Annotated in this window: 21 protein-coding genes, 1 pseudogene and 1 riboswitch; of the genes and pseudogenes, 5 read left to right on the plus strand and 17 right to left on the minus strand. The window is 37.0% G+C overall.

Features of this window, described 5'->3' with window-relative positions; translation table 11 throughout:
• Positions 1-17: 17 nt before the first annotated feature.
• Positions 18-1502, minus strand: coding sequence for a sensor histidine kinase (locus ACAN52_RS19860; RefSeq protein WP_378956768.1), 1485 nt, complete (start codon positions 1500-1502; stop codon positions 18-20).
• Positions 1499-2191 carry a response regulator gene (locus tag ACAN52_RS19865; RefSeq protein ID WP_378956769.1) on the minus strand — a complete coding sequence of 231 codons (693 nt, stop codon included), beginning with the start codon at positions 2189-2191 and terminating at the stop codon, positions 1499-1501. Before ACAN52_RS19865 ends, ACAN52_RS19860 begins: the two co-directional genes overlap by 4 nt.
• 263 nt (positions 2192-2454) lie before the next feature.
• On the opposite strand from ACAN52_RS19865, the gene ACAN52_RS19870 reads away from it, so the two are divergent.
• Positions 2455-2757: a hypothetical protein gene (locus tag ACAN52_RS19870; protein ID WP_378956770.1), complete on the plus strand. Its 303-nt coding sequence runs from the start codon at positions 2455-2457 to the stop codon at positions 2755-2757.
• 74 nt (positions 2758-2831) lie between these two features.
• On the opposite strand, the gene ACAN52_RS19875 is transcribed toward ACAN52_RS19870, so the two are convergent.
• The 5 genes and pseudogenes from ACAN52_RS19875 to msrB all read right to left on the minus strand — a co-directional run.
• Positions 2832-3638, minus strand: a complete 807-nt coding sequence (locus tag ACAN52_RS19875) for a sirohydrochlorin cobaltochelatase (RefSeq protein WP_378956794.1) — start codon at positions 3636-3638, stop codon at positions 2832-2834.
• 236 nt (positions 3639-3874) lie between these two features.
• Positions 3875-4834, minus strand: coding sequence for a sirohydrochlorin cobaltochelatase (locus tag ACAN52_RS19880; protein WP_378956772.1), 960 nt, complete (start codon positions 4832-4834; stop codon positions 3875-3877).
• 479 nt (positions 4835-5313) lie between these two features.
• A riboswitch (cobalamin riboswitch) is annotated at positions 5314-5496 on the minus strand.
• A gap of 142 nt (positions 5497-5638) precedes the next feature.
• Positions 5639-6535 (minus strand): radical SAM protein, encoded by an 897-nt coding sequence (locus ACAN52_RS19885; protein ID WP_378956773.1) that lies wholly within the window; start codon positions 6533-6535, stop codon positions 5639-5641.
• Positions 6536-6560: 25 nt separating this feature from the next.
• Positions 6561-7247 carry a DNA/RNA nuclease SfsA gene (gene sfsA / locus ACAN52_RS19890; protein WP_378956774.1) on the minus strand — a complete coding sequence of 229 codons (687 nt, stop codon included), beginning with the start codon at positions 7245-7247 and terminating at the stop codon, positions 6561-6563.
• An 18-nt stretch (positions 7248-7265) separates the two neighbouring features.
• Positions 7266-7709, minus strand: a pseudogene (gene msrB, locus ACAN52_RS19895) (peptide-methionine (R)-S-oxide reductase MsrB); the annotation flags it as partial.
• A gap of 240 nt (positions 7710-7949) precedes the next feature.
• Between msrB and ACAN52_RS19900 the strand changes: the two are divergent.
• The gene (locus tag ACAN52_RS19900) at positions 7950-8990 is read left to right on the plus strand and encodes a hypothetical protein (RefSeq protein WP_378956775.1); all 1041 of its coding nucleotides are present in this window, start codon (positions 7950-7952) and stop codon (positions 8988-8990) included.
• 52 nt (positions 8991-9042) lie between these two features.
• Here ACAN52_RS19900 and ACAN52_RS19905 read toward each other — a convergent pair whose 3' ends face one another.
• The 7 genes from ACAN52_RS19905 to ACAN52_RS19935 form a co-directional block, all read right to left on the minus strand.
• Positions 9043-10218 (minus strand): sugar ABC transporter permease, encoded by a 1176-nt coding sequence (locus ACAN52_RS19905; protein ID WP_378956795.1) that lies wholly within the window; start codon positions 10216-10218, stop codon positions 9043-9045.
• 5 nt (positions 10219-10223) lie between these two features.
• Positions 10224-11750 (minus strand): xylose ABC transporter ATP-binding protein, encoded by a 1527-nt coding sequence (locus ACAN52_RS19910; protein WP_378956776.1) that lies wholly within the window; start codon positions 11748-11750, stop codon positions 10224-10226.
• Between the two features lie 63 nt (positions 11751-11813).
• Complete coding sequence (gene xylF, locus ACAN52_RS19915; protein WP_378956777.1) at positions 11814-12899, minus strand: D-xylose ABC transporter substrate-binding protein; 1086 nt, start codon at positions 12897-12899, stop codon at positions 11814-11816.
• Positions 12900-12990: 91 nt separating this feature from the next.
• Positions 12991-14304, minus strand: a complete 1314-nt coding sequence (xylA, locus tag ACAN52_RS19920; protein WP_378956778.1) for a xylose isomerase — start codon at positions 14302-14304, stop codon at positions 12991-12993.
• 64 nt (positions 14305-14368) lie between these two features.
• A complete protein-coding gene (gene xylB / locus ACAN52_RS19925) occupies positions 14369-15859 on the minus strand; it encodes a xylulokinase (protein WP_378956780.1) in 1491 nt (496 codons plus the stop codon).
• Between the two features lie 546 nt (positions 15860-16405).
• A complete protein-coding gene (locus tag ACAN52_RS19930) occupies positions 16406-17623 on the minus strand; it encodes an ROK family protein (RefSeq protein WP_378956782.1) in 1218 nt (405 codons plus the stop codon).
• 144 nt (positions 17624-17767) lie between these two features.
• Positions 17768-17977 carry a hypothetical protein gene (locus ACAN52_RS19935; RefSeq protein ID WP_378956783.1) on the minus strand — a complete coding sequence of 70 codons (210 nt, stop codon included), beginning with the start codon at positions 17975-17977 and terminating at the stop codon, positions 17768-17770.
• 278 nt (positions 17978-18255) lie between these two features.
• Here ACAN52_RS19935 and ACAN52_RS19940 point away from each other — a divergent pair, with 278 nt between their 5' ends.
• Positions 18256-19050, plus strand: coding sequence for a DUF2971 domain-containing protein (locus ACAN52_RS19940; RefSeq protein WP_378956784.1), 795 nt, complete (start codon positions 18256-18258; stop codon positions 19048-19050).
• A gap of 214 nt (positions 19051-19264) precedes the next feature.
• Here ACAN52_RS19940 and tnpB read toward each other — a convergent pair whose 3' ends face one another.
• From tnpB to ACAN52_RS19955, 3 genes are read right to left on the minus strand one after another with little or no spacing between them, the layout of a single operon-like run.
• Positions 19265-20338: an IS200/IS605 family element RNA-guided endonuclease TnpB gene (gene tnpB, locus ACAN52_RS19945; protein ID WP_378956785.1), complete on the minus strand. Its 1074-nt coding sequence runs from the start codon at positions 20336-20338 to the stop codon at positions 19265-19267.
• Positions 20335-20739: an IS200/IS605 family transposase gene (gene tnpA / locus ACAN52_RS19950; protein ID WP_378956786.1), complete on the minus strand. Its 405-nt coding sequence runs from the start codon at positions 20737-20739 to the stop codon at positions 20335-20337. The genes tnpB and tnpA overlap by 4 nt, the downstream gene beginning before the upstream one ends.
• The gene (locus ACAN52_RS19955; RefSeq protein ID WP_378956788.1) at positions 20717-21577 is read right to left on the minus strand and encodes an AraC family transcriptional regulator; all 861 of its coding nucleotides are present in this window, start codon (positions 21575-21577) and stop codon (positions 20717-20719) included. Before ACAN52_RS19955 ends, tnpA begins: the two co-directional genes overlap by 23 nt.
• 169 nt (positions 21578-21746) lie before the next feature.
• Here ACAN52_RS19955 and ACAN52_RS19960 point away from each other — a divergent pair, with 169 nt between their 5' ends.
• Together ACAN52_RS19960 and ACAN52_RS19965 are read left to right on the plus strand one after the other, a co-directional pair.
• Complete coding sequence (locus ACAN52_RS19960) at positions 21747-22532, plus strand: gluconate 5-dehydrogenase (RefSeq protein WP_378956789.1); 786 nt, start codon at positions 21747-21749, stop codon at positions 22530-22532.
• 32 nt (positions 22533-22564) lie between these two features.
• A complete protein-coding gene (locus tag ACAN52_RS19965; protein WP_378956790.1) occupies positions 22565-23203 on the plus strand; it encodes an RpiB/LacA/LacB family sugar-phosphate isomerase in 639 nt (212 codons plus the stop codon).
• Positions 23204-23913: the final 710 nt, after the last annotated feature.

Consider the following 23913-nt stretch of genomic DNA (forward strand, 5'->3'; position numbering starts at 1 on the left):
CGAAAGAGTTTCATTCATCATTCTGATATTTTATCAGCAAGAGGAAATCGAATCGTTACGGTTGTACCTTGCTGTACTTGACTGGTTACTTTAACCTCTGCATGATGTAAATCAATAATTTCTTTCCCAATAGCCAATCCCAAGCCTGTACCACCATTAGCGCGACAATGAGATTTATCGACTTTATAAAGTCGATTCCAAATATAAGGTAAATCTGTTTCTGGTATCCCAATCCCTGTATCAACCACTGTTAATACAACCCAATCATTTTCCATCACTATACCGACGGTAATTGTACCACCTGCCGGAGTATATTTTAAGGCATTATCCACAATGATAAGCAGAAGTTGGATAATACGGTCCCCATTGCCCCAAATCGCGGAGTTTGATTTTTGCGTATTAACAATAATCGAGACTTGCTTTTGCTCGGCCTGTTGCCTGATTAAGTTGACAACACTATCAACCAGCGTCGCCAGTGGCAATTTTTCTTTTTCCATCGGTACCGTTGATGATTGTAAACGGCTTAAGTCTAATAAATCTGTAATTAAACGTTCTAATCGTAGAATTTCATCTCCCATGAGACTGTGATATTTTTTGACTAATTCCGAATCATTTACAGTACCATCCATTAATGCTTCATTATATCCACGAATAATCGTCATAGGTGTCCGAAACTCATGAGATACATTGGCTACAAACTCACGACGAAGTTTTTCAATTTGATTAAGTTCTTCAATATAACTGGCTAAATCTTGAGCTAACGAATTGAGAGCAACTCCCAAATTTCCTACTTCATCACGACTTTCAACGGTAACAGAGGTACTATAGTCACCTTTGGCCATCGCAGCAGCCGTTTCTTGCATTGCCTTAAGCGGGCGAACAATACTACGTGTGAGCCGACTGACAACTAGTAGAGCTAGAAGGAAAGCTACTAATCCTGCGATCCCAATGGAATAATAAATATTATATAAAAAAGAATTAATTTCCGTCACTGGTCTATTGAGCAGTACTGCACCTTCTACACTGCCATCAGCAGCGATAATCGGTACGGCAACTACTAACATTTTTTCCTCATAAAAAGGGTGATCAAATATTTTGGTCCAAACTTTACCTTCAAAAACAGGATCAAGTTCATTCCGTATAAATCCCGCCCCCATCCCTTTGCTAGGGCGATTCACTTTAGAGATTTGTACACCTTGCCCTTTTTGGGCTGTAGACATGGCAATCACCTGTCGTGATTGATTTAATATCCAGACTCGTGATTCAACAAATCCATCTATGCTATTTAAAAAACTAGGCAATTCTTCAAGACTGCCATGTTCTTGTTGAAAAGAACTCACCGCCTGAGCCAATTCGGAGCCTTTTTCAATGAGTTCTTCTTGCTTACTTGCTACCGTCTCTTCCTTAATGATAAGAGATACACCAAAGGATACGCCAACTAGCATGACTACAATCACCAACATAAAACTATACAATAATTTTAACTGCAATGAATATTTCATTGTTGAACCACAAAACGATAACCGACGCCCCACACGGTTTGAATATCCCAAGGAGTATTTTCTTTTGATCCTAGTTTTTGCCTTAGACGTTTAATATGAGTATCAACAGTACGTGTCTCACCAAAATATGTATAACCCCATACTTTTTCAAGGAGTATTTCCCGGGAAAAGGTCCTTCCTGGGTGAGATGTAAGACACCATAGTAATTCCATCTCTTTACCTGTAAGGGATACTTGTTTGCCAAAAGTAGTGATCGTATGTTCCGTAATATTAATTTCTAATTGTGGGAATTCAATTGTATCAGCCTTAACATAGTCCATATCAGGAACACGTCTTAATACAGCATTAACCCGAGCTACAATTTCTCGAGGGTTAAAAGGTTTTGCAACATAATCATCGGCCCCGAGCTCAAGCCCCATAATACGATCCTCATCTTCAGTGCGCGCAGTTAGCATAATAATGGGTATGCGAGAAAATTTCCGTATTTCACGACAGACTTCGATACCATCAAGTATAGGCATCATAATATCTAGAATCACTAAATTAGGCTTCTTCTCTACGACTTTGCGAATGGCTTCCACACCATCAGCAGCCTCTTCAACTGCAAATCCTTCTTTTTTAAAATAAAGGTTCAGCAGCTCACGAATTTGAGCGTCATCATCTACAATGAGTAAAGTCTGTCCAACCATTATTGTCTCACCTTCTTTATAAATTATGTATATATAGCACTATAATATAAATCATATTATAGTGCTATATATATGATTTATCAAACCTTATCATTACGATCAAGATGTTAATAATACCCATATGAAAAAATAACTTTTCACCAACCTCAAATTGCTATGACAATAATATTGAAGTAACTCGCAATAAAATACAAAGGGTATTCTTATATTGAAAGGGAATGTTTGAAAAAAACCGATATTTTGTTTGTTGGAAGGTGAGAATCATGATTATTACTCGTATCATCCATGCTCCACGTCCAAGTACTGTTGCTTTATTACTGCGTCGAACGGCAAAAGAGTCAAAGAAACTAGTAGAAGATACTCATTTTGCTGCGATCGGTCTACTTCAAACTGATCTTCCTAGTTTATTTTATTATACTGATATTGGCCAGAAGGCTGGAAATGTGATTGCTATTGAAATTGTTGGCAATTGTCCTCAACATGTGAATACTATGGCTTTTTTCGGTAGTAATGAAGCGGTAAATGCTACGATGTCAGCCATTACTGCCGCTGATAAGCAAAAATAAAAAACCAACAATATGCAATCCTAAAACTAAATAAAGGACTGTGTTGAAAAAAATTCAACACAGTCCTTTATCTTTTATACATTCATCGTATCTTTTAAATGCTGCACATAAATATCTTGAATCTTAGAATTTTCTCCTAAACCACCAAGATAGACATCAACTTCAAATCCAGCTTTGAGCAACTGCGATTTAGCAGAGTCTTCTTCATCACTCGCCATATCATTTGTAACATGATCGCCAGCGACTAGCATAAATGGCATAAGAGTGACTTTTTTTATATTGTGTTTTTTTAATTTTGGGATCACATTCTCTAGAGTAGGGTAACCTTCTACCGTATAGACAAATACATGATCCAAACCTGCATCTTCGATTTTCATCTGCAAGGCAGCATAAGCTGCATTCCCAGGATGTAATCCTCCATGGCCCATAAAGACAACAGCTTCTTGATTTTGAACCTTTGGTAATTGTTCTTTAATCGCCTGAATCGCAATTAAATAATCATCTGCTTTTCCTTCTTGCCCTGTGTAATAAAGAAGCGGGCGACCAATCACAATCTTATGGAATACATTAGCATGAGCAGAATGTACAACTATTTTTTTCACCTTATCATACTCTGCACCAACAACCACATGTAGAGGTTGAATATAAATTTCTTGATAACCTTCGTCTTGCAGCCGTTGTAATGCTTCTTTTTCATTCTCAATTTGCAGACCGTCACGCGCTGCTAATCGTTTGATCACAATGCGTGATGTGAAAGCGCGGCGTACTTCATAATCAGGAAATGTTGCTTTTATTTTCTTCTCAATGCTTTCAATACTTGACTCCAGTCCACGTTGATAGGTTGTACCAAAACTAACAACTAAGATTGCTTTCTTCACAATATATAACTCCCCTTATTATATTCCATAACTAAACCACTCTAAGCTTTACATCTTCTACAAACGAGAGTTAAAAGCGGCCAAAGCCTGGTAGATAAGTATAAATAAGATTCAGATAGAGTGTTAACTCCATCTGAATCAAGTCTTGTGTGTCTTTCAGTATTGATACTTCCTTTTAAAATCCAGAATGGAATCGTCAGAACGTCAGTCGTTTATCTGTATGAAATGAATCAATACGTCTAATCAATCACTGGAATAACAGGTGCATCTTTGCTTCGTTCATTTTTATTGTATTTTCCATCGATCACATCTTTTACATGTTGTACATAAATATCTTGAATAGCTGCATTTTCACCAAGCCCGTGAAGATAGGTATCTACTTTGAATCCTGCTGCAATAAGCTGGGATTTGAATGAATCTTTCTCATCACCGGCCATATCGTTATTAGCATGATCACCTGCTACAACCATAAAAGGCATTAATGTTACTTTTTTAAATTTCTTTTCTTTTAGTGTTTCCTTAAGGTTTTCAATCGTTGGATACCCTTCAACGGTAAAAATAAATACATTATTTAGTTTACCATCTTGTAACTTTAGTTGCAATGCACCATACGCAGCATTGGATGGATTAACACCACCATGACCCATAAATGCAACAGCCTCACCTTTGCCTAATTTCGGCAATTGAGTTTTCAATGCTTCAATAGCAATCGCATAATCATCTGGCTTTCCTTCTTGTCCTACAAAATAAAGAATAGGACGGCCGAGAGAGATCTTAGAAAAACTTTTATTTTGTACATAGGTATCTACAATACGACTCACTTTTTCGTATTCATCACCAGCTTCCATGTGTAATGGTTGCACAATGACTTCTGTATACCCTTCTTTTTTCAATTTTTCTAATGCTTGTTTTTCCGTATCCATGTGTATGCCATCACGATCTGCTAATTTCTTTATAATAATGCGCGATGTAAAAGCTTGACGGACTTCATAGTCAGGAAAAGCTTGTTTAATTTTTTGTTCTACCGCATCAATTGTAACTTTCCGTGTATCGCCATAAGTTGTACCAAAACTGACCACCAAAATAGCTTTTTTACCCTCAGAAACAGCAGCAGCACTTACTTTTTGCGTCATTGTCATTCCGCCAATCATAGTTGCCGATAAAAATAAAATTCCTAATATCCACATGATTTTTTTCATCAAGATACACCTAACCTTTCAAATTTAAAAAATAAAATTTAGATTACTGACTACTGAATTGTCACTCATTCACCTCACTTATAATAACACTAAGTTTTCAACTAAACTACCGCAACTTTTTATGAAGGATCATTCCTTCATTTTATGACAGAGCATGTCGTGTTTAAAACGGTAAGATACCTACACCACACTGCACCTGACTGAAAAAGGAAGTTCCGTATCCACGGAACCAACTGTCTAACCCACGACAGCCATCGCAATAAATTGAATAATGAAAGTTTGATCTATATGCCAAGCTATGACGCACCCAAATACGAAATAGCCACATACCATAAAAAAAGTAATCTCCCGACCACAAGCCGGGAGATTACATTAAGAACATCCTAGTTATATATAAATCCCGGCGCAAAATACGCCGGGATATAAGTACAATACAACCTTGAATGGCACTTAATCCCCTCCCCATCGCTCGTGGGTAAAACGGTGATTGATAAATAGGCAGTTCTCCTGACTCTGGATCATTGCTAGCCCAAACCTTCCCAAAACTTACGTCTCAGTGGTATACCTTGGGTTTGCTCCTCATTACAGTGGCGGGACCGCGCCGGCATTACACCGGTCTTCCCTATTAAGCCCCGAAGGGCACCTATTTCAAAAATATTTAATTATGAAGTTATTCATTACAATACAAATACTAACATCAATAACTATACTCTACTTTTTATTAAATTACAATAGTCAGATAGTTAAATAATTAAATTTTCCCTAAAATCCATCATCACCATTTTGCGATCAAGTGCAATGATCTTATCGTTCTACATTATTATAAACATCCCATTCTGTGAGCATAGAGAGTTCTTCCATTCCTCGTTTAGCTGCACTGAGCAGTTCTTCTTTATCATGGGGTAAAGTACCTGCTAGCGCAATATGATTGGAAATATGATTACTGCGGAATAAACAATGAGAGGTAAGGGGTAAGTCAAGCTCACGAATGAGTTCATACAATTCACCCATACTTTCTGCAGGTGATAAAATTTCAAATTTCCCTTGTTCATATTCTTCCCGCAGTTCACTCCCACGATACATCATCAAGGTTAGAGCGCTTAACATATTGGGCTTTATCGCATTAATTGCCATCGCGGTATAGTGTGCATGTCCTTTTGAACCTGCTTTTCCTCCTAGACCTACAATCACCATAATGGATAGTTTCATGCCTGAGGCAACGACTCGCTGTCCTGCAGCAATAGACTCCTGCGCATTGACGCCTTTACAGATATGACTTAAAACTTCATCGTCACCTGATTCCATACCATAATACACTAAAGTTAGCCCAGCTTCATATAACTGCTGTAATTCCTGAGGTGTTTTACGTAAAATATCTTTTGGCCCAGCATAACAAGATACTCTGCGCAATTTAGGAAAAGTTTCTTTTAACATAGCAAGAATTTTTAATAAGGTATCCGTTGGTAAGACTAAAGCATTTCCATCAGCTAAAAATATCCGACGAATATACTCCTTATAACTAATCGCTGCATTGACTTGCGCCATGATCTCATCCATGGTACGTACACGAAAATTGACAGATCGATACATATTACAATAAGTACAACGATTATGAGAGCACCCTATGGTCACTCGCAAAATAAAACTATTTGCCTCACTCGGTGGACGAAATACCGGTCCCTCAGCAGTATCAAAATACATAATTATCACCCATTTCACTTTTCTCTTACAAAAAGATCGGTACTCGATCTCCTAGAACAATTTCATCTTCATGTACAACTGAATCATAAGCAAGTAGCTTAACACCCTTGGCAGCTGCTAGTGTTAATGCTTGAGCAAATTCTGGATCCCTTACCACATTAGGCCTAAAATAATGGACATCTTTCATTTGAATTAAAAAAAAGATCGTGCCCCCATATCCAGCCTCTACAGCTTTGATCATTTCATAAATATGTTTAGTGCCACGCGAGGTAGGGGCATCAGGAAACATCACGATTCCCTCTTCTTCAAGAGTTACACCTTTGACTTCAATAAAATTCTGCTGATGATCTGATTCAAAGTAAATATCAAATCGAGAGTTTCCATAAGTCACTTCTTTTTTCATCGCCCTGACTACGCTTATCTCTGGAATGCCTCCTGCCTGCATGGCTTCAAATACAACATGATTAGGCACCTGAGAATCCATATTAATCAATCGTTCACCTTTATACACTGCAATTAAAGAAAAGGCTGTTTTCCGCTCTGGAGTTCTTGCGGGTTCCAGAATGACGACAGCCCCAGCGATCAGTAATTCTTTGCATCTACCCGTGTTTTTTACATGAACAATGTGCTCCTTATGATTAATCAATACATGAGCAATAAAACGATTGACACGTTTTATAAAAATTCCCTGTACGATATTTGTATACTTCATTCAATAACCCCTATCGTTCTAATGAGATGTAAATAAATCAAGATATTGACCATATCCTTCTTTGACTAAGTCTTCTTTCGGAATGAAACGCAACGCCGCTGAATTGATGCAATAACGCAGCTTCGTCGATGTCGGCCCATCATTAAAAACATGACCTAAATGGGAATCTGCTTCTTTACTGCGTACTTCAATTCTGTGCATAAAATGACTATCATCAGGTTTTTCGATCAGAACTTCTGGTGATAAAGGTTTAATAAAGCTTGGCCAGCCACAGCTAGACTGATATTTATCCATTGAACTAAATAAAGGTTCACCAGATACAATATCAACGTAAATCCCGGCATGATTATGATTCCAATATTCATTATCAAAGGACGGCTCAGTTCCTTGATTTTGCGTCACTTCATATTGTAGCTTTGTAAGACGTTTTTTTAACTCTTCTTTATCTTCCCAAGATTTTTTACGATCCATTAAAGAACACCCCTTTACATTTTTATTCAGTGACCAAGTCTTCTTTATTCAATCAAGTCTTCATAACAACTCAAGTAATATTTTCATTATAATAGTAATTACAAATACTGCAACTAAAATTCTTCTTCGTAAAATATTTTACTTATAGCACCAAATTCTTCGCCACCAAATATTATATAAAAATAGTATATTTCTTATTCTATAAATACGTCCCGCGAAGGGAGCATCTCAATGAATAATGAGGATAAGCTGACATTATCTGCAGTTGATTTAGCTATGTTGGAACAACTCCACACTGATGTTGTCGATGACTTTTTGCACCCTGATAACTTATTTGCCAATGTTGTCGGGCTCGGGATCGGAGTAAAATGGAAAAACAATCAACCTACTGGTAGACCAGCACTCATGGCGCTAGTCACTCAGAAAGTAGCCTCCCATAAATTATCTAAGGTCAATTTATTGCCATCGTCACTCTATGGCATCGATATGGATGTTATTCCTGTCGGAAGATTAATGGCTAAGACTAGTAGTTCACAATTTAGCGCTGGGTCCTCTAACCTCACTGAACGTATTCGCCCAGCACAAGGCGGTTATAGCATTGGTCATGTTAGGATTACAGCTGGAACCATGGGTACATGTGTTTATGACCTACTTCCTAAAAACATAGGCATTCCGAAAAAATATTATATCTTAAGTAATAACCACGTCCTTGCGGAAGAAAACAATGCTTACCCTGGTGACCCAATTATTCAGCCAGGCCGCGTCGATGGTGGTTCCTCTCCCTTTGATACCATTGCCACCTTGAGCCGCTTTATTCCCATTGACTTTGAACCATTTATCCCTCGTTACCTGCACAATAATGTTGTCGATGCTGCAATAGCCCAAGGGCAGCTACACAACCTGAATAGAGCCATCTATTGGATGGGCCATCTTCGTGGCTGGCTACCAAAATCAAAAGTAAACGTCGGTCTATTGGTGCAAAAAACAGGTCGTACCACTGGCTTTACCCGAGGTAGAATCGTAGCAACGAATGCTACTGTTGATGTATCCTACGAAGGAGGAAAAGTAGCCCGCTTTAAAGATCAAATTGTCAATACAGCGATGACAGCTGGTGGTGATTCTGGTTCCCTGCTCATTACCCTCATCAATCATCTTCCCTTTGCAATTGGTCTTCATTTTGCCAGCTCTCCTTTCATGAGCATTGCCAATCAGATTGAAAATGTACGTTCACTACTCAAAGTAGAAATTGCTGAAAATAGCAGTGATCGATAATAAAAAAAGCTTTCACAAATTTTGCGAAAGCTTTTTTTATTATAAATCCATCTTATTTTTTATTTTTAGTAGCAATATCAAACCATACAGCAATGACTAATATGCAACCTTTCACAATATACTGCCAAAAAGTTTCAATGTTTAGCATACTCATACCATTATCTAAACTGGACATAACCAATGCTCCGACAATTGCACCGCCTACACTACCTACACCCCCTGCTAAACTAGCACCACCAATTACACAAGCAGCAATGGCATCCATTTCAGCATTTTGCCCAGCTGCAACGGATGCAGCATTCAAACGAGAAGTCAGCAGTATTCCAGCAATCGCAACTAACAATCCATGCATGGCAAACAACGTTAATGTCATTTTCGGAACGTTAATACCACATAACTTAGCGGCTTCTCCATTACCACCAATGGCATAAACTCGACGCCCAAACACTGTTCTCGTCAATATATAGGAAAATATAACGGCTAAAATAGCAAGTATGAGAACGGGAACGGGCAATCCCTGATAAGAATTAAGAACTAAGACAAATAGACCAATCAATACGGCAGCAAAAATAATCTTTACCACTTCCACCGGCATCGGCGTAATGGATAAACCATATTGGGTACGTAAATTTCTACCATTTAGAGAGTTATAAACAATTGCACCGATAGCAAGTATGCCTAGGGCTATACCAATTCCATCAATTAGATAGGCATTACCTAAAAATTTAATTTCGGGTCCAAGAGAAGCGACAGTAGTTCCTTTCGTCATCCCTACGAGTATTCCTCTGAAAACTAACAAGCCACCTAATGTCACAATGAAAGCAGGTATTTTTTTATAAGCAACTAACCAACCATTGAATAAACCAATCCCCAATCCTGCTAGGAGTGTGATCCCCATCGCTACAACACCATCAAATTTAAACCAAACATTCAAAATCGCTACGATACCACCGAGGAGCCCCATTAACGATCCTGCTGAAAGATCAATGTGTCCAGTAATGATAATAAAAACCATCCCGATGGAAAGAATACCAGTGATCGACATCTGTCTAAATAAATTGGACAAATTTCTTGATGTGAGAAAGTCTCCATTGGTCGCTACGCTAAAAATGATCCAGATCGATACTAGCGCCAGTATCATGGTGTATGTTTTTACATCAAAGTTAAAAAGTGCTTTAAATAAATTCTTTTTATTACTAGCAACTGGCACATCTTTTTTTTCTATCATAGTTGTCACTTAGCAGCCCCCCCTACAGCACAATGCATGATTTCTTCTTGACCAATGTTCTTGTTAATAAATTCGCCATTGATTCGGCCCTCATTCATTACGATAATCCGATCAGCCATACCGAGTATTTCTGATAAATCAGAGGATATCATGATAATGCCGATCCCTTCATCTGCTAACTGGTTAATCAAATTATAGATCTCATATTTGGCACCAACATCAATACCACGTGTCGGTTCATCTAAGATCAATACCTTTAATTTGCGTAACAAAAATTTTGCTAGCACAACTTTTTGTTGGTTACCACCACTCAAATTCTTAATGAAGGCATCCAAACCTGGTGCTTTTATTTTTAACTTTGCCATGTATTGATTAGCATCTGTCAGTTCTTTACAATCGTCTATGCCATCTAATCGCAAACGATAGTTGTCGATATTTGCCAATGTCATATTCTGCATCACAGACATTGATTCTATGATTCCATGGCGTTTACGATCTTCAGGAACCATGGCAATGCCTTGCTGCAGCGCATCATTGGGATGATGAATTGCTATTTTCTCACCATTTAAATACACTTCTCCACTACGTTTTCCCGAGTGAAAACCATAAATAGCCGAAACTAGTTCTGTACGTCCTGCCCCAACTAAACCTGAAAATCCTAATACTTCTCCACGTTTTAATGAAAAACTCACATTATGAATGATCTCTTTATCTGGTGCATTGACATCATACACTGTATAATTTTTGACTGAAAAAATCTCTTGATCGGTTACATGGACTTCTTTGGGATATAAATCAGCGATTTCCCGCCCGACCATCATCCTTACAATATCATCTTTAGTTAGATTCTTGATTGATTCTGATCCAATTGATTGACCATCTCTGATCGTAGTCACCGTATCTGCCAATCGGAATACCTCATCGAGTTTATGAGATATGTAAATACAAGTAACACCCTTTGCCTTCAGCTCAGCTAATATATTCATCAGAATTTCGACTTCACCTTCAGAAAGAGAGGCTGTCGGTTCATCGAGGATGAGCATTTGAGCATTTTTCGATAAGGCTTTCGCAATTTCAATTAATTGTTGCTGTCCGGTTCCCAGATGTTTGACAAGGGTATAGGGGCTAACATCTAACTTCATTTCTTTTAGAAGTTCTTGAGTTTTCGCCAACATCGCTGGTATATTAACAAACCCCTTTGAATGTAGCTCATTGCCGATAAAAACATTTTCATATACAGGCAGTTCTTTAAATAACGCCAATTCTTGGTGAATAATTGCAATACCTGCTTGTTCAGCATCAGAAATATTTCGGATCATCAAATTCTTTTGGTTGAAAACAATTTCGCCTTCATAAGTCCCATTGGGATATACACCACTTAATACTTTCATCAATGTGGACTTACCGGCACCGTTTTCACCACATAGAGCATGAATTTCTCCTTTTTTCACCTTAAATGAAACATTATTTAGGGCTTTTACTCCAGAAAATTCCTTGACAATCCCCTTCATTTCTAAAATAAATTCGTCCATTTTTATCCCCCATGTTCAAATTTAGCAGGTAAGAGAGGATGAGTCTCTCACCTGCTCTTTGAATTATCCCTTAGGCCATTTATCCTTTGGAACATTTTTGTATACTTCTTCTAATTTATTGAAACCATCTTTTATCACTGTTTCTACCATATTTTTTGCATCAACAGCAACAGGTGTCAAAAGAACGGATGGAACATCAATTTTACCATTGTTCACTACACCATCAGATTTAGGAGTTTCACCTTTTGCCAATTTAACAGCAACATCAGCCGCTGCCGTTGCCAAAAGTTTGATAGGTTTATACACTGTCATGGTTTGCAGACCTTCCACAATTCTTTGGCAAGCAGCCAGTTCAGCATCTTGACCAGAAATTGGCACCTTGCCAGCCATACCTTGCGCTGTTAATGCCTGAATTGCACCACCAGCAGTACTATCATTGGATGTAACAACAGCATCTATTTTGTTATTATTGGCAGTCAAGCCATTTTCCATAATTTTAAGTGCTTCTTCAGGTAACCAGTCTTTTGCCCATTGATCACCAATGACTTTAATATCACCTTTATCAATCAGTGGTTTTAGCACCTTCATTTGTCCTGAACGGAACATTTTTGCATTATTATCTGTAGGTGATCCTCCCATTAAGAAGTAATTTCCTTTAGGAGCCAGTTTAACAATGGATTCTGCTTGCATTTCACCAACTTTAATATTATCGAAAGAAATGTAGTAATCTACATCGGATTTTGTGATCAAGCGGTCATATGACAAAACTTTAATGCCAGCTTTATGAGCTTGCTCAATGATTGGTGCCATGGCTTCACCATTATGAGGTATGACAACCAAAACATTTACGCCTTGGGCAATTAGATTTTCACATTGTGAGAACTGAGTTTGGTCATCTCCGTTCGCTGATTGTACAACAACTTCAGCACCCAGTTCTTTTGCTTTCCCTACAAATAAATCCCGATCATGCTGCCATCTTTCGAGCCTTAAATCATCCATACTCAAACCAATTTTAATGGTTTTACCTTTTTGTGCAGTCCCCTCTTTCGCTGCTGTCGGTTCTTGTTTTGTACATCCAGCCATCATGAACAGTGAAACAATTAAAACGGACACCATAGCAAGCATTTTTACACTTTTCTTTTTAAACACAATGCTTTTCCCCCAATATTTTAATATTCCGACCACCCTGAGGTACTCAATTTAGTCTTTATATCCACTCCTTTCTTTTTTAAAATTGCCATTAAAATTCTAAAAGATATTGATTTAGAATGGCTTTTATATTTTCTTGTCTACCAGATTTATTATTGATTGGTTTATTTTGCAGCGCATAAGCTTCAAGTGTACGGAAGTTAGCTTTTCCTGAGATAATCTCTAAACCAATCCCTTCTTTAAAGCTACCATAACGGTCATCAATAATTTTTTCAAAAACTTGATCTTCAATGAGTTTGCTAGCAACTTTCAAACCTTTGGCAAAGCTATCCATACCAGCGATATGAGCTAAGAACAAATCTTCAGGCTCAAAAGATCCTCTTCTAGGTTTAGCGTCAAAATTTAAGCCACCTTTACCCAAGCCACCATTCTTCAAGATTTCATACATGGCAAGGGTCGTTTCATATAAATCTGTCGGAAATTCATCTGTATCCCAGCCAAGCATTGTATCACCTTGATTGGCATCGACAGAACCAAGAACACCATTGACTCTAGACATTCTTAATTCATGTTGGAAATTATGTGCAGCAAGAGTTGCATGATTGGCTTCAATGTTCATTTTGAAGTGATCTTTTAAGTCATATTTGCTTAAGAAAGCCATCACAGTTTGTGCATCAAAATCATATTGATGTTTAGTAGGTTCTTTTGGTTTTGGTTCAATCAGGAATTGTCCAGTATAACCAATTTCTTTGGCATAATCCACAGCCATATGCATAAATCTAGCTAAATTATCAAGCTCTAATGTAAGATCAGTGTTTAAAAGAGTTTCATACCCTTCACGACCACCCCAGAATACATAATTTTCTGTGCCTAGTTCTTTTCCTGTTTCCAGACCTTTTTTTACTTGTGCAGCGCAATATGCAAATACATCAGCGTTGCAAGTTGTGGCTGCACCATGGACAAAACGTGGATGAGAGAACATATTGACGGTGTTCCATAATACTTTTGTTTTACTCGTTTTCATATATTCTTTCATAAGAGCGATAATTGTATCTAAATTCTCGTTAGTTTCTTGTAACGTATCTCCTTCAGGAGCAATATCACGATCATGAAATGCAAAGAAAGGAACGTTTAGTTTTTCAAACAACTCAAAAGCGGCTTCCAGTCTCGCTTTCGCTTGATCCATACCAGTCAATTTATCCCACGGTCTGAGCATTGTACCACTGCCAAATGGATCAGAACCGTCCCCAGTAAAAGTATGCCAATAAGCTACAGAGAAGCGAAGCTGTTCTTCCATTGTCTTACCTGCTACTAATTCTTCTGGATTATAGTATTTAAAAGCAAATGGATTCTTAGATTTAGCACCTTCATAAGCAATTTTTCCTACATTATTAAAATATTTCATATTCTCCTCCTAGTTCTTCTTTTATTTTTATGCAAAGCGTGGGGATCATATCGTGATCTTGCTTTTACATTGTACTCATGACTTTAAATGTATCTTTAAGAGTCTCATACAACTGATGGTAAATCGGATACACACGATTGTATTTCTCAATATTTTCTTCATTAGGTTCTGTACTCCAAACAGTTCCAATAATAGCGCTGCAGGCCTCTTCCACACTATCAAAAACTCCTACACCGACAGCCGCTAAGATAGCCGCACCAAAAGCTGGACCATCCACAGAGTTTACTACTTCTACCCTTAATCCAAAGATATCAGCGATAATTTGTCGCCATAGCAGGCTATTTGCTCCACCCCCACTGACTCGAACCACAGTCGTAGGAAGATTTTGTTCACGAATAATTTCGAGTGAATCTCTAAGACCAAAAGTAACGCCTTCTAGTATAGCCCGTGTCATATGGGCTCTGTTATGTACCATGCTCAGTCCTATAAATGTCCCCCTCGCATGTGGATCACTATAAGGAGTACGTTCACCCATTAGATAAGGTAAGAATATCAATCCTTCAGAGCCTGGAGCGATCTTCTCAGCTTCTTCTAGTAAGAGGATATAGCCATTATCATCTAATTGGCAGACTTCCTCCACCCACCATTTCAGACAAGAAGCGGCTGCTAGCATAACCCCCATCACATGCCACTTACCATTGCTGTGACAAAAGGCATGCAACCTATTTTCATCATCCACTGCGTAGTCATCCTGACAAGCAAAGACAACACCAGACGTTCCAAGAGCCACAGAAACCATACCTGCAGTAACAATACCTGTACCAACTGCACCAGCGGCCTGATCACCACCACCACCAATGACAGGAGTTCCAAATCCTAAATGAGTGAGTTTAGCAGCCTCTTGTGTAATCTTCCCAGTCACTTCAAAAGATTCATAACATGTTGGTAAGACATCCTCAGGTAGACCAAGAAGTTCAAGCATTTCTTGAGACCAACATCGATTCGCTACATCAAAGAAAAGTGTTCCAGAGGCATCTGATACATCGGAAGCATATTCACCGGTTAATTTAAAACGAATATAATCTTTCGGTAACAGCACATGGCTAATTTTTTCATATACTTCTGGATGGTTACGTTTTACCCATAACACTTTTGGTGCTGTAAAACCTGTTAGCGCCTTATTTCCAGTATATTGCGACAACTTACATCCTAATTCTTTAGTAATATAATCACATTCATCTTGCGTCCTTTGATCACACCATAGTAAAGCCGGCATCAGCACCTTGTTATCCTTATCGAGCAAAACCAAGCCATGCATCTGCCCACTAAGTCCGATACTTTGAATATCTAGATCCTTTATACCAGTCTTTTCAGTAATTTCTCGAATCCCTTCACTCGTAGCATTCCACCAATCTTCAGGATTTTGTTCAGCCCAACCGGATCTAGGATAATATACTGGATACTCTTTTGATACAGTTTGAATAACCTTACCTTTTTCGTTCATTACTAATAACTTTACAGAGGATGTACCAAGATCAATACCAAGGAAATTCATTCATAACTCACCACTTTCATTGTTAGTTCCCATGTTAATGATACGGTCTAATCATCGTGACCATTTTAAAGTAAGTTGTCATATTAAAATTTAAGATTTTTATATCTTTTTAATTAGTTTGTTGTATGGATAAACTATTCGTTGTAAAATTAGAAATTCCTTTAAAATAATTCAGTATTTTCTAATTTTTTATTTTTTTAATCATTTATTTTAATTTTTTGTCTTATATTGATAATTTAAATCTATTAAATATCATTTTTTGACGGATTATTCTTTATTATAAATGATTTTCTTATTTTTTGATGTTATCTTTAATATCCTATTACTTCAAAAATTATTGGTTTGTTGTATGGATAAACTATTCGTTATATTTTTAAAAACTCCTTTAATTAAACTCATTATTTTGAAAATTTTTACGTTTTTTTTATATTATAGAATTAATATAATGCCAGCATTGACGGCTTGACTTTTGTCAAGTCGCCAATACTGGCAACCTCTTTACTTATCTTTACGTAAAAGCAGAAAAGAAAATATCATTCTAGATCATTATCTGGACACTGGAGAAGCATAAATTCTTGATATCACTAAAGCGACCGCTCCTAGGGCACATGCATTCATATAAAGTTCTGATGAGGATATTTTTATATTGGAATATTTAGAAGAAAAACAACGACGCGCAACTTCGTTACGCAATTCATCCATAAGAACATCACCTACTAATGGCAAAGCATTACCTATAACTACACATTCGGGATTAAATGCATTAATTAAATTTGATACTCCAACACCAAGATAATAGCCAATATTTTTAAATCCTTCAATAGCCAGTTGATCACCTTTTGTTGCTGCATCAATAATTTGAAATATATTCAAATTGTCGATATATTCAGAACTAGATTTTGATAATAAAATACTATCAGGATACTGAGTCGCATGATCTTTAAAATATCGAATCAATGCTTTCTCCGATGCATATTCTTCCCAGCACCCTACATTACCACAAGTGCATCTGATCCCATGAACATCAACAGTCATATGTCCAATTTCACCAGCCAAGCCTCGTGAACCACGGTACAATTCATTGTTAATAACGATGCCTGCCCCTATCCCTGTTCCTGCACTGACATACACGAGTTCTGATGCTTTTTTGCCCAAGCCAAACCATTTTTCACCAATCGCACCTGCATTCGCTTCATTATCAATCAGTGTCGGAATTTGAAACTCTTCTTCTACAAGGTCTTTAAGTTTAATGTTTTCCCATAGTAAGTTAGGTGCAGATAGAACATGACCATGGTCATAATTTACCATACCAGGCACACCAATCCCCATTCCAATGATACCTCGTCTGGTCTCTGGTGCATGTTCAATCGTTTCCTTGATTAATTCAAATAAATCATGAATTTTCTGTTGCGGCGAATCTATGATATTTTTAATGGTAATCCGCTTTTCCCATATGATCTGACCGGCAAAATTAGTTAATATACTTAATATATAATTCACACCAAGATCAATCCCTATCACACTGCCAATTTCTTTGTTGATCGACAGGTTAATTGGTTTCCGCCCGCCTTGTGACTCACCTGTTCCTATTTCCAACGTCAATCCTTCTGACAGCAATTCATCCACGAGTGCAGAGACCGTTGATTTATTCAAACCAGTACGTTTGGCTATTTCCGCACGAGAAATAGGTTTTTCCTTATAAATAGTATTTAAAACTAACATTTTATTAATTTGCTTAACAAGCAATTGATCAGCAGTTTTCATATATATTCACTCATCATCCTATCTTACATATTTAAATGCAACTTAGTTTATCGACTAAACTTTCTTGGTTATTTCGCTACAACTTTCTTAATTCCTGCTTAATGACGAAATATATCTAAAAAAATCCCCATCATCTCTCACCATTTATTGACTCGCTTGCTTCTCCAATAATGAAATTCGCCTGCGTAAATCTGCAAGTTCCCGGTTAACTTCTTCTTCTTTTTTCTTTTGTTCACGCTCTGCTTTCTTTTCGCATTTTTGATCGAATAGTTCAGTAAATAAAGCAAGAAAATCTATCATTATCGTAAGTATTATGATTATAATTACTATATTGTTAACACTATCACATTTCATACTAATCCCTCAATTATGATTTATTTATATAAACTATTCTCAAATTTTAGAAGAGTTCCTGATGTCCTTTTACTTATAAATAGGAACTTATACCGACGCGTAAACGTCAAAAAGCTCCGGCAATGCCAGAGCTTCGGATATAAAAGAATGCATGAATTGTATTGTCATTGAGGATAATAAGCTCGCGATGATAATACCTCCCCAAGTACCAAGCAAATCCACCCATATTTTTTTGCTTAAGCTTGATGAATCCTAAAAAACTTAAGAAGGTGTATTTATTGAGGCTCTATAAATATTGCCCTTGGGACATAAACAAGAATGAACATATTCGGAATAATCTTATACACTCAATATTATATTTTCAAGCTCCGAGCCTAATGAATGATCCTTTTGATACTTCTCCATCGTTTCAAGTCAACTATAATAAAAAAATCTCACTACATCATTTTATAGACCTCTTTGAAAAAGATCGGTTACTTCCTAAAGCGGCAAAACGTAAAGCAACCAAAGAATTTAAAAATACAAAAAGAGCGGAAGAATATGCAAGACAATTAACAAATAGAATAAAAAAACACGTAGGTATATGCTGTTTCACTACCAAACCAGATAATTTATTAATGTGGGCCCACTATGCAGATTACCATCGCGGGATTTGTCTGCAGTTTGACTTTCCATCCGATCAAACTATAATACCAGTTCCCTCTAAATTATCTAAACATCTATCAGCAATCCTCCCGCAAAAGGTAGATTACCGTCGTAATCGTCCAATTTTTACTCTTTTTAATAAAAATTTTAAAGAAGTTAAAGATTATTGCTTAATAAAATCAGATGATTGGGTTTATGAAGATGAATATAGAGCCATTACACCTGAATATGTTGGTCCTGCAAACTATAATCCCATATATCTAAGTGGAATTATCCTTGGATGTAGAACAACGCAGTCAGATTTTAATGAAATTAGATATGTAGTAAAAAAAATGCCTTTTCAACCTAGATTATATAAGACAGTAGTAAAAAAGAATGAATTTGCTTTAGAGATAAAACAACTGTCAGTGAACTACCACCACCTATAGAGGATGGTGGCTTCCTGGTCAATACCGCTAACGCAGCAAGTTTACCCAGGCTCTAAGGACTGCACCAGCCCCGATTAGCTATATGTCTTATATCATATGGCTAATTTGAGTAGATTTAGACNAGGATGGTGGCTTCCTGGTCAATACCGCTAACGCAGCAAGTTTACCCAGGCTCTAAGGACTGCACCAGCCCCGATTAGCTATATGTCTTATATCATATGGCTAATTTGAGTAGATTTAGACTTGCATTGTAGTCACGGTCAATCTCTAGACCACATTCTTTGCAAATGTAAGTTCTACAAGACAAATCTTTTGTTTGACTAGACTTATTACCACAATCGGAACAAAGTTGACTACTGGCATAATTGGATGGTGCGATAATCACTTGTCTACCATACCATTCCGTCTTGTATTCAATAAGCTGACGAAACATTCCCCAGGATACTTCCGATATGGCTTTTGCTAGTTTGTGATTCTTGACCATATTTTTTACTTTCAAATCTTCCAAAACAATCACTTGGTTATCGCGAATCATTCTGAAAGATTTTTTGTGAAGAAAATTCATTCTCTGATTGGTAATTTTCTCGTGCAATTGGGCTACTTTCAGTCTTGCCTTGGCACGATTGTTACTCCCTTTCGTTTTTCTGGATAGGTCTTTTTGTAGCTTTGTTAGTCGTTTTTCGGATTTACGAAGATATTTTGGATTTTCAATTTCTGTACGATTCGATAGTACGGCAAAGGTTTTTAATCCGACATCAACGCCAATTTTTGTTTCTAACTGTGGCATTTTCTCAATCTCGCATTCCACCAGTACCGACACGAAATATTTACCGCTTGGGGTTTGTGAGATGGTGCAGGATTTTATTAGACCATCGAAAAGTCTGTGTTGCTTAATTTTTATGGCTGATTTTAGTTTTGGTAGTTTGATATAGTTATTTTCGATGCTTATAGTACCTTTTTGATTATTGGTGGTGTAGCTACGGTGGTTGTTCTTTTTGCTCTTGAATTTAGGAAAACCTACGCTTTTGTCCCGAAAGAAGTTTTTGTATGCTTTTTCTAAGTTCATTTGGGCGTTAGCCAGTGCTAGGCTGTCCACTTCTTTGAGCCAAGGAAATTCAGTTTTATATTGTGCTGGTGTATTCTTTAGGGTTTGCTCAGTTAGTTTGTAATGCTCGATTTTATCGTGGAGCATTCGATTGTAGATGAAGCGAGTGCTGCCGAATGTTTTAGTAAAATACTCTCGTTGCTCTTGATTCGGATACATTCGATACTTGAAAGCCTTCATCATAGCTTTTCACCTTGCTTTTCAATGTATTTCTTAATGATTTCGATGGGTGCGCCGCCAGTAGTAAGTAAGCAAAAACTCTTTGACCAAAAAGCTTCTTTCCAGAGTTTTTGTTTGATTTGTGGGTATTCTTTCTTAATGAGGCGTGAGGAAGCACTTTTATAGGAGTTGATGAATTTGGAGAGTTCGCTGTTTGGTTGACCTTTGAACAAGATGTGAATGTGGTCAATATCGTGATTCCATTCCTGTAAGGCAATGTTGTAATTGGGAGATATGTACTCAAATATTTCTTTGAGTCTATCGGAAATGGTGTTGTCGATGACCTTTCTGCGGTATTTCACTACGAAAACTAAGTGATAATACATTAAATAAACATAACAATTAATTAGCACTATATTGTCCATATTTTTTCGGAGATATCCCCACTGCTTTTGTAAAAGCCTTTAAGAAGTTGCTGTAATCATTAAAGCCGCACCTCTCACAAACTTCGCTGACTCCTAGACCCATAGCTAATAAAGATTTTGCTATGCTAATACGTCGGGCATTAATGTATTTGTTAATAGTAGTACCTGTAGTTGCCTTGAAAATTCTGCAGATATAAGACGTACTAATGTAGAACTGCTCTGCCAGCTGCTCTACAGTAATCACATCGGTAATATGCTGATTGATGTAGGAAAGGATTTCTTGTACCTGTTCATTGTACTGAAAGTTTGAATCCTCTATTTCTGAACTATGATTATTTAGAAATAAACTATTGATCATAACCATCATTTCCATAGAAGCTACGCGCTCAATAATATCACTTCCAAATTCATTTGATGTGGTTATTTTGCCAATGAAATAAAGAAAGCGATGCTGTTGCTCTTTGTTTAATGAAATACGATGGTTGAATGTTTGACTACGCTCGGTAAAGCAATAGCTAAGGTCTGTTTTTATTGTTGAAATTTCCTTTAAAAAATCAGGATGAATGGAAATAATAATACGTTCATGAACCATATTATTAATTTGAGTTAAATAATGACTCTCAAATTGATTAATTACAAATAAATCTCCTGGATTAATATCATAAAAACGATTATCGATAAGAAACTGTTTTCCGCCTGAAATGGAGTAATAAATTTCAAAACAATCATGGATATGCATATCCATTGTTTGTTCTTCCTTGTGCAAATGTGCTATTGCATAATATTTATTTTTTAGGCATTCCGCAATGGCTACTTTACATGATGCGAATTTTTCCATATTACATATATCCTTTTTTATGTTAATTATAATTATCTTGTTCAAGATATGCAATATTTATAAGAAAAAATGACAAGATTGTGAAATATCAGTATGATATACTATTCTTATAGGTAAAATAAACAAAAATCCATAGTAGCGGCGATCTAAAAAAAGGGGGTAATTTTTAATGAATATTATGCAAAAGTTTTCCTTAGAAGGAAAAGTTGCATTAGTCACTGGTGGATCTTATGGAATTGGTTTTGCGATTGGAAGTGCTTATGCTGGAGCAGGTGCAACTATTGTTTTTAACGACATAAATCAAGAGCTAGTGGATAAAGGAATCAAAGCTTACAAAGAAGCTGGAATCAATGCTTTTGGCTATGTATCTGACGTAACCAAGGAAGATGAAGTACAAGCCATGGTAGCAAAAGTAGAACAAGAAGTTGGGGTAATCGATATTCTTGTCAACAACGCTGGTATTATTAAACGTATCCCTATGATTGAAATGACAGCAGCAGAATTCCGTCAAGTAATCGATATCGATTTAAATGGGCCATTTATCGTAGCAAAAGCAGTCATTCCAGGAATGATTAAAAAAGGTCATGGAAAAATTATCAACATCTGCTCCATGATGAGTGAACTTGGACGTGAAACCGTATCTGCCTATGCAGCCGCTAAAGGCGGATTGAAGATGTTGACAAAAAATATTGCATCAGAATATGGAGAGTTTAATATTCAATGTAACGGCCTTGGACCTGGTTATATTGCAACACCACAAACAGAACCTCTCAGACAAGAGGGACACCCATTCAATAACTTTATTATTGCAAAAACACCAGCTGCTCGCTGGGGAACACCTGAAGATTTACAAAGTCCTGCAATATTTTTAGCATCTGCTGCTTCTGATTTTGTAAACGGACATATTCTTTATGTAGATGGGGGCATCTTAGCTTATATTGGAAAACAGCCTTAATTATTAAATTGTAGGATAGGAGAAATGAAAATATGAAAATAGCATTAATAAATGAAAATAGCCAAGCCGCTAAAAATGAAATGATTTGTTCCGCTTTGAAAAAAGTAGTAGAACCAATGGGACACCAAGTATTTAACTATGGAATGTATGGTGCAGACGATAAGCATCAATTAACGTATGTACAAAATGGGATTCTTGCCGCCATATTGCTAAATTCCAAAGCCGTAGATTATGTCATAACAGGCTGCGGTACAGGAGCAGGGGCAATGCTATCTTGCAACTCCTTTCCTGGAGTGTTATGCGGATATGTAGTAGACCCATCTGATGCATATATGTTTGCTCAAATCAATGATGGAAATGCAATTTCAATGCCATTTGCAAAAGGATTTGGCTGGGGTGCTGAGTTAAACCTTGAATATGTTTTCGAAAAATTATTTTTAGGACAAAGCGGACAAGGATATCCAAAAGACAGAGTCATTCCAGAACAACGCAATAAGAAAATTCTGGATGAAGTTAAAAAAGTAACCCATCAAGATATGATAACTATTTTGAAAAATATTGATCAAGAGTTATTAAAAGGTGCAGTAAGTGGAGAAAAATTCCAAGAATATTTCTTTGCCAACTGCCAAAATGATGAAATCGCAAATTATATCAAGCAAGTATTAGCATAACTACTGCCTAGGAGAAACAACCTTTGCAGGTAAATAACAGCAAAAACACAAGCTACAAAATAGCTTGTGTTTTGCTGTTTATTCGTATTCATTTGTATTCGTCTAAAAGCATGAATCCCCAATTCGAGACTCAATTTGACATAAAAAAACCTCCGCAGAACCTGCGAAGGCGTAATTTCAATGGTGACCCCGGAGGGATGCGAATCCCCGACTTATTGATTCGAAGTATAATTTTAGCTCTTTATTTATGTTTTATTATGCTTACAAACCGTTATAAATACTGGATTCTTAATCTTATTGATTGGTAGGCATTGTTTTAAAATAAGACCCATTTGCAGATGAAAAGACCCATAAAAAGACCCAACTTTTTACCGTCAAAGCATTAGTACCACTCACGTTCAGTTCGTCTTCAGTTTGTCTTTATTCTGTCTTCAGTTCGTCTTTATGAAGGGACAAAGGGACAGGTTTTCTGTCCCTTATAGACCATCAATCACACTTTCCGATGCTCATGTTATCCTTGCTAATTCCCTTATTGCAATGCCTTGTAAACCTTTATCTTTCTTTATTTGGGACAAACAACCTGTCCCCTGTAAGATATAGTACAGAAGGATTATTCATTTTGGGTCAGAAAAACTCCGAACAATCAGTTTTATGTATAATATTGATGAAGGATATGAATGTCCCTGTCCCAGGGAAGATTTTTTCTATAC

The organism is Pelosinus sp. sgz500959 (genome assembly GCF_042610375.1).
Taxonomy (GTDB): domain Bacteria; phylum Bacillota; class Negativicutes; order DSM-13327; family DSM-13327; genus CTSoil-075.